Annotated in this window: 12 protein-coding genes; 6 read left to right on the plus strand and 6 right to left on the minus strand. The window is 56.5% G+C overall.

What is annotated here, in order from left to right:
- Positions 1-75 precede the first annotated feature (75 nt).
- The 4 genes from A6F69_RS09170 to A6F69_RS09185 form a co-directional block, all read right to left on the minus strand.
- Entirely contained in the window at positions 76-1551 is a 1476-nt protein-coding gene (locus A6F69_RS09170; RefSeq protein ID WP_067600220.1) for a M48 family metalloprotease, read from the minus strand.
- 116 nt (positions 1552-1667) lie between these two features.
- Positions 1668-2615 (minus strand): acetyl-CoA carboxylase carboxyltransferase subunit alpha, encoded by a 948-nt coding sequence (locus A6F69_RS09175; RefSeq protein WP_067600223.1) that lies wholly within the window; start codon positions 2613-2615, stop codon positions 1668-1670.
- Between the two features lie 15 nt (positions 2616-2630).
- Positions 2631-3515: a tyrosine recombinase gene (locus A6F69_RS09180; RefSeq protein WP_067600226.1), complete on the minus strand. Its 885-nt coding sequence runs from the start codon at positions 3513-3515 to the stop codon at positions 2631-2633.
- Position 3516: 1 nt separating this feature from the next.
- On the minus strand, positions 3517-5376 hold the full coding sequence (locus tag A6F69_RS09185; RefSeq protein WP_067600229.1) for a hypothetical protein: 1860 nt from the start codon (positions 5374-5376) through the stop codon (positions 3517-3519).
- 238 nt (positions 5377-5614) lie between these two features.
- Here A6F69_RS09185 and A6F69_RS09190 point away from each other — a divergent pair, with 238 nt between their 5' ends.
- The 6 genes from A6F69_RS09190 to A6F69_RS09215 are packed head-to-tail and all read left to right on the plus strand — an operon-like array spanning position 5615 to position 10789.
- Positions 5615-6184 (plus strand): shikimate kinase, encoded by a 570-nt coding sequence (locus tag A6F69_RS09190; RefSeq protein WP_067600232.1) that lies wholly within the window; start codon positions 5615-5617, stop codon positions 6182-6184.
- The gene (gene aroB / locus A6F69_RS09195) at positions 6175-7284 is read left to right on the plus strand and encodes a 3-dehydroquinate synthase (RefSeq protein WP_067600235.1); all 1110 of its coding nucleotides are present in this window, start codon (positions 6175-6177) and stop codon (positions 7282-7284) included. Before A6F69_RS09190 ends, aroB begins: the two co-directional genes overlap by 10 nt.
- A gap of 43 nt (positions 7285-7327) precedes the next feature.
- Complete coding sequence (locus A6F69_RS09200) at positions 7328-8728, plus strand: peptide MFS transporter (RefSeq protein WP_067600238.1); 1401 nt, start codon at positions 7328-7330, stop codon at positions 8726-8728.
- Positions 8725-9495, plus strand: coding sequence for a cyclase family protein (locus A6F69_RS09205; protein ID WP_067600242.1), 771 nt, complete (start codon positions 8725-8727; stop codon positions 9493-9495). Before A6F69_RS09200 ends, A6F69_RS09205 begins: the two co-directional genes overlap by 4 nt.
- A gap of 2 nt (positions 9496-9497) precedes the next feature.
- Positions 9498-10286 (plus strand): enoyl-CoA hydratase/isomerase family protein, encoded by a 789-nt coding sequence (locus A6F69_RS09210; RefSeq protein WP_067600246.1) that lies wholly within the window; start codon positions 9498-9500, stop codon positions 10284-10286.
- Between the two features lie 41 nt (positions 10287-10327).
- A complete protein-coding gene (locus tag A6F69_RS09215; RefSeq protein ID WP_067600249.1) occupies positions 10328-10789 on the plus strand; it encodes a GNAT family N-acetyltransferase in 462 nt (153 codons plus the stop codon).
- Positions 10790-10808: 19 nt separating this feature from the next.
- On the opposite strand, the gene A6F69_RS09220 is transcribed toward A6F69_RS09215, so the two are convergent.
- Both A6F69_RS09220 and A6F69_RS09225 read right to left on the minus strand, forming a co-directional pair.
- Positions 10809-11180 (minus strand): tRNA-binding protein, encoded by a 372-nt coding sequence (locus tag A6F69_RS09220; RefSeq protein WP_067600253.1) that lies wholly within the window; start codon positions 11178-11180, stop codon positions 10809-10811.
- On the minus strand, positions 11180-13201 hold the full coding sequence (locus A6F69_RS09225; protein ID WP_067600256.1) for an acetyl-CoA carboxylase biotin carboxylase subunit: 2022 nt from the start codon (positions 13199-13201) through the stop codon (positions 11180-11182). The genes A6F69_RS09220 and A6F69_RS09225 overlap by 1 nt, the downstream gene beginning before the upstream one ends.
- Positions 13202-13267 lie beyond the last annotated feature (66 nt).

Genomic DNA, 13267 nt, shown 5'->3' on the forward strand with positions numbered 1-13267 from the left:
TTTACCTAAAAGCGAAGCGGCGGGGATTTCCCCGCCGCTTTTCTTTTGCATCCCTGAATTATTACGGTGTGAGAATTAGCGCGTCTTGACCACCAGCTTGACCTTCTGGCCAGCCTGCAACTGATCACTGCTGCCCAGAGCATTCAAAACGCGAAAACGGGCCTCTTTCTCATCGTCGAACGCCATGCGCTGCGCAAGAGTGGCGACCGATTCGCCGCGCCGAACGGAAACCACATCGATCCGCCGCGGAACAACACTTGCGGCCTCAGATGATGAGACCCTGCGCATTGATCGAAACATTTCATCAAAGATGCCTGCTCTTCCCGCAGGTGCTATTGCCTGAAAATGATATGCGCGATTGCTGGCAAACTCATAAGCAAAGACGACGACATCCACCTGACTATTGCCATTATTCACGCGCGTGATCCCGAAAGCTGCAGGAATCCCGTTTACCGTAGTGCGCTCTAGCGTCTGTGGTGCCAGCGGCTGCTGACCACCAAGCGTTGCGAATTGTTGGCGCACATAGTTTTCAAGGCTGCCGTCGTACGGAGCAAGTGTCATTTGCGCTTTGCCCGATTGGCCATTGATCGTCACCGCTCTTGTACCGTTGACCATGTAAAAGCCCTGCGGAGCAGCGAACGCCAATCGCAACACAGGATGAACAAAATTACTGCCGTCAATAATGCCCTGATCCGGGTCATCGCCATACAGCAGTCCGTCGATACGGGTCAGGAAAGCATCGCGATTGGTAACTGTCCCGGGCAGCCCCTCGGCCTTTGCCAGCGCGGTGCGTACACGGCTTGCAGGGTCAGGATGAGTTGACGCCCATGCAGGCGGCCGCGCGTCGCCACGGCCCTGTAATCTAGCGTCCAGAGAGTTCTGCGCCGCAAGGCTTGCGAGCACTGTTCCCATTGCACGCGGGTCATAGCCTGCCGAAGTGAGATACTGAATTCCCAGATCGTCAGCCTGCAGTTCCTGGCTACGCGAAAATTTGAGTGTAAGAAGTTGAGAGCCTTGCAAAGCACTACGGCTGAGAAGATTGCCAATCTCGCTATTGCCGAGCAGCACGTTAGAAAGGATCGCGGCGAAAACACCGCCAAGTTGGTTCTGCTGAGCCGCGCGCTGCCTACGCTGAGAGTGGCGGGCTGCGACATGAGCTACCTCGTGCCCCATTACGCCTGCCAGCTCGGCTTCATTGTTCATCAATCCGACCAGTTGGCGCGTGGTATAAACATAGCCGCCTGGGACAGCGAACGCATTATTGACCGAGCTGTTAAGCAACGAAACCGTGAAGCTGTCGCGCGCATTTCCGAGGCCCGACTGAACTGCGACATTCTTGGTTACTTGTTCAACGTAGTCCGCTTGCGGGCCTGTCATGGCCCCGCCAAATTCGGCTAGCAATTGCGGGTGGTACTCCGCGCCTTGTTGCGCCTCTTGCTGTGTGATCGGAGCCGATGCGCTTGGAATGGGCCCTCCGCCGATACAACCGGTTAGTAGCAGACTTAACGATCCGGCGGTCGTGAGAGCAAATGCCTTGCGCGAAAAAGCCATGAATTTTCTCCGTTTGACTAGCCAGAAACGCGCCTCTGTGCGCTGTAGTTGGCGAACGAATCATCGCCCATTACAGCGCTCGCTGCAAGAGCGATCAGCCGCTGCTTTGGCGCAGTTCAGCTGGCGCCGATCTCCAGAAAACGTTCTTCACGCATTTTGCGGATTTCGTCTTTGGACTTCTTCGAAAGCTTCTCGATCTCTTCCGCAATCGCGTTGCCAAGGCTCCGGGCCATCGCTTCGGGCGCGCGATGCGCTCCACCGACTGGTTCTTTAACGATCCGGTCGATCACTTTGAGCTTCTTCAGATGTTGCGCAGTCACGCGCATCGCCTCAGCCGCGTCCGGCGCTTTCTCAGCGGTACGCCACAGGATCGAGGCACACCCCTCTGGTGAAATGACGGAGTAAACCGCATGCTCAAGCATCAGAACGCGTTCTGCGGTTGCCAACGCGACTGCACCGCCCGATCCTCCCTCCCCAACTATGGTTGCAACCATCGGGGTCGGCAGGGCAAGACAAGCTTCAGTCGAACGTGCAATCGCCTCCGCCTGACCGCGCTCTTCAGCTTCAACTCCGGGAAAAGCGCCTGAAGTGTCCACCAGTGTGACCACGGGCAGATCAAACCGACCCGCCAATTCCATCAAACGAACAGCTTTGCGATAGCCCTCCGGTTTACCCATGCCGAAGTTGTGTTTGAGGCGGCTTTCCGTGTCGTGTCCCTTTTCATGACCGATCAAGACAACGCGTTTGCCCTTTAACTTGGCGAATCCACCCAGAATTGCTTCGTCATTTCCATAGTATCTGTCGCCGCCCAGCGGCACGAACTCATCAAAGGCATGTTTTACATAGTCCCGGAAATGGGGGCGTTGCGGATGCCGCGCAACCTGTGTCTTTTGCCACGGCGTGAGCGATGCATATGTGCTGGCCAGAAGGTCACGGCTTTTCTGCTCGAGCCGCTTCAGTTCACCCCCAATGTCAACGTCATCGCCTTCCGCTGCGGCCCGCAACTCTGCGATACGCTCTTCCAACTTGGAAATAGGCTTCTCGAATTCGAGATATGAAATCATTCCGCTGCGCTAGTCTTATGTTGCGTTTCGGGCAAGGGGATGTCGCGCATTTACAAGCGCAACCAGACGCGCGGCATCGACATGTGTATAGATTTGTGTTGTGGAAATGTCGGCATGACCAAGAAGAGTCTGCAGCACGCGCAGATCAGCCCCACCTTCCAGCAAATGCGTCGCGAATGCGTGCCGCAACACGTGTGGGCTGATCAAACCGGGGTCAATGTCGGCTCGCGCAGCCAACTCTTTCAGCACCTGATAGAGGCGTATGCGGGTCAGATGATTGCGTCGCGACGGAAACAGAAAACGTGATTTAGCGTCTTTACCAATACTGCGAACCTCCAGCCAGCTAGCCAATGCCTGACGGGCACGCTCGCTAACCGGAACGATGCGGGCCTGCCCGCCTTTCCCCATCACAGTGATCATCGGAGCATCTCGCGGGACCGCAGAAACAGGCAGTGAGACCAGTTCACTTGCCCGCAAACCAGACCCGTAGAGCAATTCGAGAAGGGCTAATTGTCGAACAGCGGCAGATTTCTTGCTTTCAGCTTCCATCTCTGCGCGCTCGAAGAGCCTGTCAATTTCTTCGTGACTAAGAACCTTGGGCAATGGCCGACGTGTGCGCGGCTTAGGCAATGCTGGTGACGGATCGTCACTCCGCCAACCCTCATCTACGGCAAAACCGAAAAACTGGCGCAACGCCGAAGTCTTCCGGGCGACTGTCGATGGGGCAAGTCCCGACCAGACCGCAGCCAACTTTTGGACATCTTCACGCGAAGCCTTGGCAAGATCGCCAATTAGCGCCTCCACTCCTTCGAGATCCCTGCGATATGCGCTTAACGTGTTGGCTGCTGCGCCTCTCTCGGCTGCGAGCATATCGAGAAATGCTTCGCTTGCCGCGCTCATGTCACCCGCGTGCCATAGCCTCTGCCGCGATCATGCGTGCCTCAGCATTGAGCCCCACGCGGCGCAACGCAGAAACTATGTGATAGAGATGGCGCGGCGTCATTCTGTCCCATCCTTCTCCTTGCATACCGAGCCCCGCAAGCAGCGCCACAAGTGTAGCATTGTTGACATCCGCTGCCTGACTGATTGCACGGGACCAGCGACTTTCACGTGTGAGATCTGCTCCAGTGCGTGTGGTGAAGTCGCTGAGATCATTGGCTGAAATACGGTCAAGGCCTGCAAGTCCTGCCAGCAAGAGCGCGGAGCGCCGTTTGTTTGCGCTGCCATCCTCATCGATGAATCCATCGATTGCTTCACGCGGTTCCATGCGCCCCTCACCCTGCCTCGCCAGCGCCACAAGAGCCCATCCGGCGCTGCCTGGCTCAACAATCTGCGCCCATGTGGCCGCATCTCTGTCGAGACCTGCAGCCAACATAGATGCGAGCAAAGCGGGCGCTTGATCTGCCAAGTCTGGGGATGCCGGAACACGGGCCGCCGCAAAAGCTGTCATTACATAACGCCCATAATCGGGAGAATCCTCATTTTCCCAGATCGATTGTAGTGCACTTACCCGCTCGCTGGCAGAAGCTCCCACGTATGCCTCACGCAAGAGTGTCGCCCGATCAGCCGATGGGCCGCTGATATTCTCATCAGCATAAATCTGGCTGTAGAGATCGACGATCGCCCGTGCGGAGAAGATTCCTTCTCGCGCAGCACGATCCGCGCCTATAGCGCGCTGCTGCAATGATAATGTTGGCGTCGAAGCCCATATACGTTCGTAATAGGGTTCAACCTCACTGCGCAGGCTTTCCGGGATTTCCTCACCTACCGCGTTTGCGATCGCGAAACGCCAGGGATTGATCTCGTTAACCCCGTCCCACTCGACATCCACCGCCCTACGACCTCGTCCTGCAGCACCCGCGAGGCGCTGCGCCAGCAGAATGTCTATCTCTGGTGCGATTTCGTCTCGTAGTGCCCGATCTAGCTGTCGACCACCCAACACCGCCTCACCGGCATAGGAGTTGCAGATCGCGCCAAGCATACGCCATTGCGCATCATCGCGAGCCGATGCGCGGAGCCGAACGATCGGACAAGCTCCAATCAGATCTGTCGTTGCAATATACGCTTCGAGACCAGCATCGACCAAGCTGCTGTCCCAGTTCCCGGTGTCAATGTCCTGTAGCAGAGCCCGCGCAGCACGATATTCGCCCATCTTGTTAAGCGCCTTCGCCCGCAGCTCTGCAAACTCGACCGGGCTCATGCCTGCAGGCGCCTCAAGACGGCTCGCTAAAGCGCGGCGAAGCAGAATATGGCCCCAGCGCGATACGATTGGGCGCTCAAGACCACGCAGTGCCGCCTCCACCAGTGAGGAAGGCTGCTTGGCAAGCGAGCCTGAGGGAAAACCTCCCTCTTGCGACGATATTACGCCGACACGTGTCATGGCACGTCGGGCAGCGGGCGGAATATCGTAGCTGGGACTGAGCCCTAAAAGATCATCTAGTTCGTCCGGAGACAGTTGTTCGAGTTCGTCCAGTGTCGGGATCGAGGAGAAATCGAACTGAGCCAGATCATTCAGTGGGTCACCTGTGTTCGGCAAAGCTTGGAAAGCCGGCGCGTCAGGCGAAGCCTGCGCCGTGCTCTGGCCCGATTGAGGGGGCACCGGAGTCGCCGGCGAGGCAGGGGTTGGACTTGGTGGTGGCGCCGGTGCAGGATCGTCGAAACCTGGTGGCAACAGCGATTCTGGCGCATCTTGAGCGGCAACAAAGCTCGCGCTCAACGCGACGGCGGCGACCCCCGCGCTTGCCCATTTCCAGCGTGCCATTACTCTGCGTTCTCCGGAACTGCGATTTCTTGCGAAATTGGATGCAAGGCTTCTTCGCCCCCATCAATCCAAGCTAAAAAAAGAACAAGCAGAATCGAACCGAACCAGATCAACTTGCGGTTAGTAACGTTGGGCAGAATTCGCCCTCCATTTCGGCCATTCTCATCCATAGAAAGAATTGTGCTGCGCCTACTTGCCATATTGCATGGCCGATAGCCGATCTATAGGCCGCACTGCAATGACTGAAGAACATCCAGCCCTCAGTGAAGATCAAATCGTGTCGATCGCGGCAAGACTGGACCGTCCTTTAGTCCCGGTTGGTCTGATGGGAGCGGGCAAGTCTACAATCGGCAGAAGGCTCGCAGACGTGCTGGGACGTGATTTCATCGATGCAGACGATGCAATCGAAGAAGCCGCTCAGAGAAGCATTGCCGAGATTTTTGAGGATTTTGGCGAGGAACATTTTCGTGACGGCGAGCGTCGCGTCATTGCTCGTTTAATCGAGGAGCATGACGGGGTAATTGCAACCGGCGGAGGGGCATTCGTCAACGATGAAACGCGCGCGCTAATATTGGAGAATGCGATCGCGATCTGGATCGATTGCGACATCGACACGCTGGTTGAACGGACATCGCGTAAGAATACGCGCCCATTGCTCAAGACCGGGGACCCGCATGAGATACTCTCGCAGCTCTACCAAGAGCGCAAACGTTTCTATTCGCAAGCCCAGATTCATGTCATGAGCGATGCCGGACCGCATAATTATACCGTCAGCAAGATTCTGGAGGCGTTGGACAAATGGCTGTGATCCCGGTCGAACTGGCAGGCCGAAGCTATGAGGTCCTGGTCGCGCGTGACTTGCTCGACCAGACAGCGCAGCACGCTCAGGCATTCCTTCGCAAGGCAGTGATACCCGTTGTCGCAGATGCCAATGCGAAAACGCATCATGGGGCGCGGCTGGAACAGGCTTTGGCCAAAGACGGTCGAACCATCGCTTGGTTTACTGTTGCATCTGGCGAAGCGTCGAAAAGCTGGCAGGGCTTGCAAGAACTGACTGACTGGCTTCTCGCACAAGGTGTGGAACGCGGCGATCATGTATTTGCCCTAGGCGGAGGCGTCGTCGGCGATCTCACCGGATTCGCCTGCGCAATCTTAAAGCGAGGCTGCGGCTTTGTGCAGATTCCGACCACTTTGCTTGCTCAGGTCGATAGCTCTGTTGGCGGCAAGACAGCGATCAACACCGTTGCTGGCAAGAACCTGATCGGAGCCTTTCATCAACCGTCGCTAGTACTGGCCGATCTGACAGCACTCGACACATTACCTCATCGCGAAATGCGTGCCGGTTACGCAGAAGTTATCAAATACGGAATTCTTGGTGATCGAGCATTTTTTGACTGGCTCGTCGAAAATGGCGCGCGAGTTCTCGCGCGCGATCCTGAAGCGCTTGAGCATGCGGTTGCGACCAGCGTTGCCGCCAAGGCCCGCATAGTCGCGGAGGACGAGCGCGAATTGAGCGGAACGCGTGCCTTGCTCAATCTGGGTCATACGTTTGGCCACGCGCTTGAGGCGGAAACGGGTTTCTCGGATCGTCTGCTGCATGGCGAAGGCGTCGCGCTGGGCATGGTGCTGGCTGCGCGCTATTCGGCCCGACGCGGTGACCTCAGTGCAGACGATGCTGAGCTGGTAGCGCGGGCCATCGCGGCATCCGGCCTCCCCTCAGAAGTTTCGCAACTGGGTCTCGATTGCGACGGTAGAAGACTCGCCAATCACATGATGCACGATAAGAAGATGGATTCGGGGACTTTGCCATTCCTTCTGTTGCGCAGCATCGGCGCAGCATATTTGGCCAGGGACGTCGATCTGGATGATATATCCAGTTTCCTCGACGGAGAACTGAAACAAAGCTAAATCGCTGCAAAAATACTTTGCGCAGACATGAGGGGGGTTCTGCATGAGCGTTGCCGAAGCAACACCTGATCTCGATTTCGACTGGGACGACAAGAGCTTTCTGGGGCATCCAAAGGGGCTTGGCTATCTCGCCTTTACCGAGGCGTGGGAAAGATTCAGTTTTTACGGGATGCAAGCACTTCTGGTGCTTTACATGGTCAATTTTCTGCTGCTGCCGGGCAATGTTGAGCAAGTGGCAGGGATTGAACATCTCCGCGCGCTCTATGGCGGTCTGGAAGGACAAGCCTTTGCCAGTGCAATCTTCGGAACCTATGCCGCAACGGTTTATCTGACGCCTATCTTTGGTGGCCTGCTGGCTGACCGGGTTCTGGGCAAGCGACGGACAGTTCTGCTTGGCGCAATCACAATGGCCCTGGGCCATTTTCTGATGGCGTTCAACGTCACCTTCCTGTTCGCGCTGCTGTGTCTGATCCTGGGTTCAGGCATGTTCAAAGGTAATATCTCAAGTCAGGTCGGCAACCTTTATAAGCCAGAGGATTTGCGCCGCGCAGATGCATTTCAGATCTTCTATCTGGGTATCAACGCAGGGGTGATCGCAAGCCCGCTCGTGGTTGGTACCCTCGGGGAAACCATGGGCTGGCATTGGGGATTTGGAGCAGCAGGTGTTGGCATGCTGATTGGCCTTGTGATCTATGTTGCAGGTCAGAAGCATCTGCCCAAAGAGCACTTTGACGTCGCAGCGAAGACCGCAAATGCGACGCAGGACCCGATGTCGCGCCAGGACTGGCTCGCAACTATCGCGCTACTGCTGTTAATCCCCGTTTTGGCGGTGGCAATCGTACCCAATAACCAGATATTCAACGCCTATCTTGTTTGGGGCGACCAGCAATTTGCACTTTATTGGGGTGAGGATAAGCTGCCTACGACATGGCTGATAACCCTCGACGCAGTCGTTTCGGTCAGCTTCCTTGCCGGTGTTGCAGCGTTCTATCGCTGGTGGAAGACCAAGTGGGAAGAGCCAGATGAACTCAGTAAGATCATCATCGGATCACTATTTTCTATTGGAGGAATGGCATGCCTTTACATGGCAGCCGCAACGACTCCGGTTGATGAGAAAATTGGTTTGTTCTGGCCGGTAATGTTTCACATCGTGAACTCAATTGGCTTCGCACACATGTTGCCTGTCAGCCTCGCGCTATTTGCGCGTCTCGCTCCCAAACAGATCTCAGGCACGGTTATCGGACTTTACTTCCTGGCGTTTTTCGCTGGAAACTCGCTGGTCGGATATGTCGGTGGCTGGTTTGAAACAATGCCCGTAACCCAATTCTGGTTAGTTCATATGGGCTTCGCCGCCGCGGCTGGCATTGTGTTCTTGCTCTTCAAGTTGCTGTTGGCACCGCGTCTGATGCATAGCGCAGAACCGGAGGATGTCGCGCTAGCATGACTCGGTTCATCGATCTTTCGATTCCGATCACCAATGATGTGATCTCCGATCCAGAAGTGATGCGGCCCAAGATCACGTACATGACCCACGAGAGCACGTGGGAGCAGATCGCGATGTTCTTTCCGGGGCTGGAAAAGGACGATTTGCCTGACGGTGAAGGATGGGCGGTCGAGATGCTTGAGCTATCGACGCATAACGGCACACATATGGACGCGCCGTGGCATTACCATTCGACAACAGATGATGGTGCCTCCCCCGCGCCCAGCATCGACGAAGCACCACTAGACCGGTTCTTCAGGCCAGGCGTGAAGCTGGACTTCAGTCATTTGCCGCATGGCCATGTCGTGAGCGCGGCAGAGTTGGAAGAGGCGTTCAAGAACGTCGGGTACGATCTGCAGCCGCTGGATATCGTGCTGATCCAATCCGGCGCCGAATACGGCACGAAGAATTTCACGGATCAAGGTGTAGGTCTCGGCGCGGAAGCCACGTTGTGGCTGACCGAGCGCGGCGTGGAGGTGGTCGGCACGGACGCGTGGAGCTGGGACGCGCCCTTCAGCCATACGGCGAAACGTTGGGCGGAAACGAAGGACCCCTCAATTATCTGGGAAGGTCACAAAGCCGGACGCATCCGACCCTACTACCAGATCGAGAAGCTGACCAACCTCTCTGCGCTGCCCAACCACGGCTTCATGTTCAGCTGCTTCCCAGTGAAAATCGAACGGGCGAGTGCGGGCTGGATCAGAGCGGTTGCAATTATCGAGGACTAATAATGGCAGAGCATGAGTTCTTCCGGATTGAGCGCAACGGTGCCGTGACGAGCGTTTCAATCAACAGGCCCGAAAAACGCAATGCTTTAACGCCGGAGATGCTGGTTTCGCTGAAGCACATCGCTGAAAGTTTTCGCGAGGGTACCGAAACTCGCGCGGTCATTTTTCGCAGCGATTATTCAGATTTCAGCGTCGGTGCTGACATCTCGCGAATGGATGGCGCCCCGCCTTCGATTGAACTCTTGCGGCGGTCGGCTGAGAATGGTGCGCTGCTAATTCGCGCGATAAAAGAGATTCATCAGCCGACGCTCTGTCTTGTTCGCGGTGTCGCAACCGGCGGTGGTGCCTGCATTCCATCTGCGTGCGATTTTCGCTTTGGTACGCCCGATAGCCGCATCGGCTATGGCGAGGTAAAGCTGGGTATCAACCTCATGTGGCGCGCCCTGCCCCTCACAATTCAGGCTGTTGGCCTTTCGCGCGCCAAGCAAATGGTCATGACGGGCGAATTGTTCGACGCGGAAACCATGAGCGATTGGGGCTTCCTTGACGAGATTGTCGACCCAAAGGTCGCTGATGACCATGTCATGGCGGAGGCGCAGAAGTATGCTGCATTGCCGCCGATCGCAGTCCAGATGATAAAGCGCAGCGCAAACGCATACGCTGGCGCGCTCGATCAGGCGGTGATGCATGCCGATAGTGACCAATGGCTGCTCGCCACGCAGACTGCTGATTTCAAAGAGGGTGTCGCCGCCTTTCGCGAGCGGCGTGGTCCGAAGTTTCAAGGCAACTGAAGCGCAAGCTGGCTGAGGTTGGTGAACATAGGAAAGTAAGAATGCGGGTCGAACGAGTTTCATTGGCAGACAGTCAAGTTAGTGATCTGCTCGAAGCGCATCAGCGCAACATGTATGAGATCTCACCCCCGGGAACCTCGTTCGCTTTGGATCTGTCGGGGCTCTCAGGCCCGACCATTTCGCTGTTTGGGGCCTGGGAAGGCGACACTCTCATCGCCGTCGGTGCGATCAATCGACTGTCAGAGAAACAGGCCGAGATCAAATCCATGCGCACCCATGCCGAGCATTTGGGGAAAGGAGCAGCGCAGGCTGTTCTCAATCTTATCCTTGAGACCGCCAGAACTGATGGCGTTGAGCGGATCAGCCTTGAGACCGGCACCAGTGAAGACTTCATGCCTGCGGTGAAGCTCTATCTGAAGAATGGATTTGAACCGGGCGAGGCGTTTGCTGGGTATGCGAACGGTCCGCACAACCAGTGTTATCATCTCGACTTTGCGCTTTAGTCGCGGATCGCAATAGGGATCAAAACAACCGCGACCCATTGGGAACTTTTACGTCGGGCGCGAATAGGACCACCTCCCCAGCCTCGTCAGCAAAGCCCAATGTCAGCACTTCGGACATGGCCGGGCCAATCTGACGCGGCGGGAAATTGACCACCGCGGCCACTTGGCGTCCGGGCAGCTCGTCGATGTGATAATTTACCACGATCTGTGCGCAGCTCTTCTTTTCACCGATTGCCGGACCGAAATCGATCCGCAGCTTGTAAGATGGCTTGCGCGCCTCCGGAAACTCCTCGACTGCAACAATTGTCCCGATGCGGATGTCGGCCTTGAGAAAATCCTCAAAGCCGATTCGGTCAGCTGCTGGCGCAGTGGGATCGTGCGTAAGATGCACTATTCAAGCTCTAAGATGATCGCGTCGACAGCCAGACTTTCACCCTCGCCAGCGTTGATCTTTGCCACCACAGCCTGTTTCTCTGCACGCAGGATGTTTTCCATCTTCATTGCTTCGACAGTCGCGAGGGGCTGCCCAGGCTGAACTTCCTCTCCCTCCGCCACATGAAGTTTTACCAGCAAGCCCGGCATCGGACAGATCAGCAATTTCGAAAGATCAGGCGGCTCTTTCTCAATCATGTGAACCGCCAGCTGAGCAATCCTTGCCGGAAGAATGCGCAAGGTATGCGTCGCGCCGCGCGTGGTGATGTCATAGCCTGTTCGGGTGGGGTGCAGCTGGATTGTCATCACCTCTTCACCCAGCGCAACATCCACCATCCGCTCGCCCGGAGTATAGTCAAATGTCACGTCGACAGGTTTACCGTCGACGGTGATGGCATCTTCTTCGAGCACAACCGCATATTCGGTCTCGGCGATCCTCACCGCCCAATCGCCCGGCGCATACATCTCATCCGCCAACTGCTGGTCGATCCGCCGCGCGCGGTCCGCATCTGCGGTTGCAATCACTCCGCCTATCGCTGCAAGCCCGCGCAACAAGTCGTCTGATGCAGCGGCGCCTTCAAACCCGTCCGGGTATTCCTCAGCGATAAAGCCCGTCGTCAATTCGCCTGAACGGAAACGATCATGCTGCATGATCGCACTGAGGAAATCGACATTGTGTCCCAGCCCTTTGATACGAAATGCATCGAGCGCCTTGATTTGCAGATCAGCAGCCTCATCACGCGTTTCGCCCCAAGTGATCAGCTTGGCGATCATCGGATCATAGAACATGCTGACTTCACCGCCTTCATAAACACCATCGTCGACTCGCACGCCATCGACGCCGCGGCGGCCGTTTGCGCTGCCATCGTCGGTCCAGCCTTCCAATGGAGGCTGATACTCGACCAAGCGGCCCGTTGAAGGCAAGAACCCGCGGTACGGGTCTTCGGCATAGACGCGGTTCTCAATCGCCCAGCCATCAATGCCGATATCGTCCTGCGTCATTTCCAGCTTTTCGCCAGCTGCCACGCGGATCATCTGTTCGACCAGATCGATCCCCGTAATCGCCTCCGTTACGGGATGCTCCACCTGCAAACGGGTATTCATCTCAAGGAAATAGAAGCTCTCACCGGTCTTATCAGCGCCAGAAACGATCAGCTCGACGGTGCCAGCGGAATGGTAATCGACTGCCTTGGACAGCGCGACGCATTGCTCGCCCATGGCTTTGCGCATTTTGGGTGTGACGAATGGAGATGGCGCTTCTTCGACGACCTTCTGGTGGCGGCGCTGGATCGAACATTCGCGCTCGTTCAGATAGAGCACGTTGCCATGCTTATCGCCCAAGATCTGTATTTCGATATGGCGCGGGTCTTCGATGAATTTCTCGATGAAAACACGGTCATCGCCAAAGGAGTTCAAGCCTTCCCGCTTGGTCGCTTCAAAGCCTTCGCGGACGTCTTTCTCGGAATATGCAAGGCGCATACCTTTGCCGCCACCGCCGGCGCTGGCTTTCATCATCACCGGATATCCAATGTCATTGCTGATCTCGACCGCGTGGTCAGTGTCCTTGATCTCACCGACGTAGCCGGGAACGACATTCACCCCAGCCTCTTTGGCCAACTTCTTACTCTCGATCTTGTCCCCCATCGCCGCGATGGCGCCGGCTGGTGGGCCGATAAACGCGATGCCTTCCTTCGCCAGCGCTTCGACGAAACTCGCTCGCTCAGACAGGAAGCCGTAGCCCGGGTGCACGGCCTCTGCTCCTGTCTGCTTACACGCCTCGATAATCTTGTCCGCGATCAGATAGCTCTCAGCCGCAGGTGGTGGGCCAATATGCACCGCCTCATCGGCCATTCTGACGAAAGGCGCACGTGCGTCCGCATCGGAATAGACCGCCACGGTTTGGATACCCATCCGACGAGCTGTCTTGATAACGCGGCAGGCAATTTCCCCGCGATTGGCAATCAGAATCTTGGAAAACAAACGGGCCTCCGAAGGTCACATAGACTTTAAACCGCCTATGCCCACCTCAGAGGCCCGTATCAAGCT

The sequence above is a fragment of the Altererythrobacter ishigakiensis genome, from assembly GCF_001663155.1.
GTDB lineage: Bacteria > Pseudomonadota > Alphaproteobacteria > Sphingomonadales > Sphingomonadaceae > Erythrobacter > Erythrobacter ishigakiensis.

Coding starts and splice junctions, on each gene's coding strand:
- A6F69_RS09170 (WP_067600220.1), bottom strand. CDS start 1,551: ATGGCTTTTTCGCGCAAGGCATTTGCTCTCACGACCGCCGGATCGTTA.
- A6F69_RS09175 (WP_067600223.1), bottom strand. CDS start 2,615: ATGATTTCATATCTCGAATTCGAGAAGCCTATTTCCAAGTTGGAAGAG.
- A6F69_RS09180 (WP_067600226.1), bottom strand. CDS start 3,515: ATGAGCGCGGCAAGCGAAGCATTTCTCGATATGCTCGCAGCCGAGAGA.
- A6F69_RS09185 (WP_067600229.1), bottom strand. CDS start 5,376: ATGGCACGCTGGAAATGGGCAAGCGCGGGGGTCGCCGCCGTCGCGTTG.
- A6F69_RS09190 (WP_067600232.1), top strand. CDS start 5,615: ATGACTGAAGAACATCCAGCCCTCAGTGAAGATCAAATCGTGTCGATC.
- aroB (WP_067600235.1), top strand. CDS start 6,175: ATGGCTGTGATCCCGGTCGAACTGGCAGGCCGAAGCTATGAGGTCCTG.
- A6F69_RS09200 (WP_067600238.1), top strand. CDS start 7,328: ATGAGCGTTGCCGAAGCAACACCTGATCTCGATTTCGACTGGGACGAC.
- A6F69_RS09205 (WP_067600242.1), top strand. CDS start 8,725: ATGACTCGGTTCATCGATCTTTCGATTCCGATCACCAATGATGTGATC.
- A6F69_RS09210 (WP_067600246.1), top strand. CDS start 9,498: ATGGCAGAGCATGAGTTCTTCCGGATTGAGCGCAACGGTGCCGTGACG.
- A6F69_RS09215 (WP_067600249.1), top strand. CDS start 10,328: ATGCGGGTCGAACGAGTTTCATTGGCAGACAGTCAAGTTAGTGATCTG.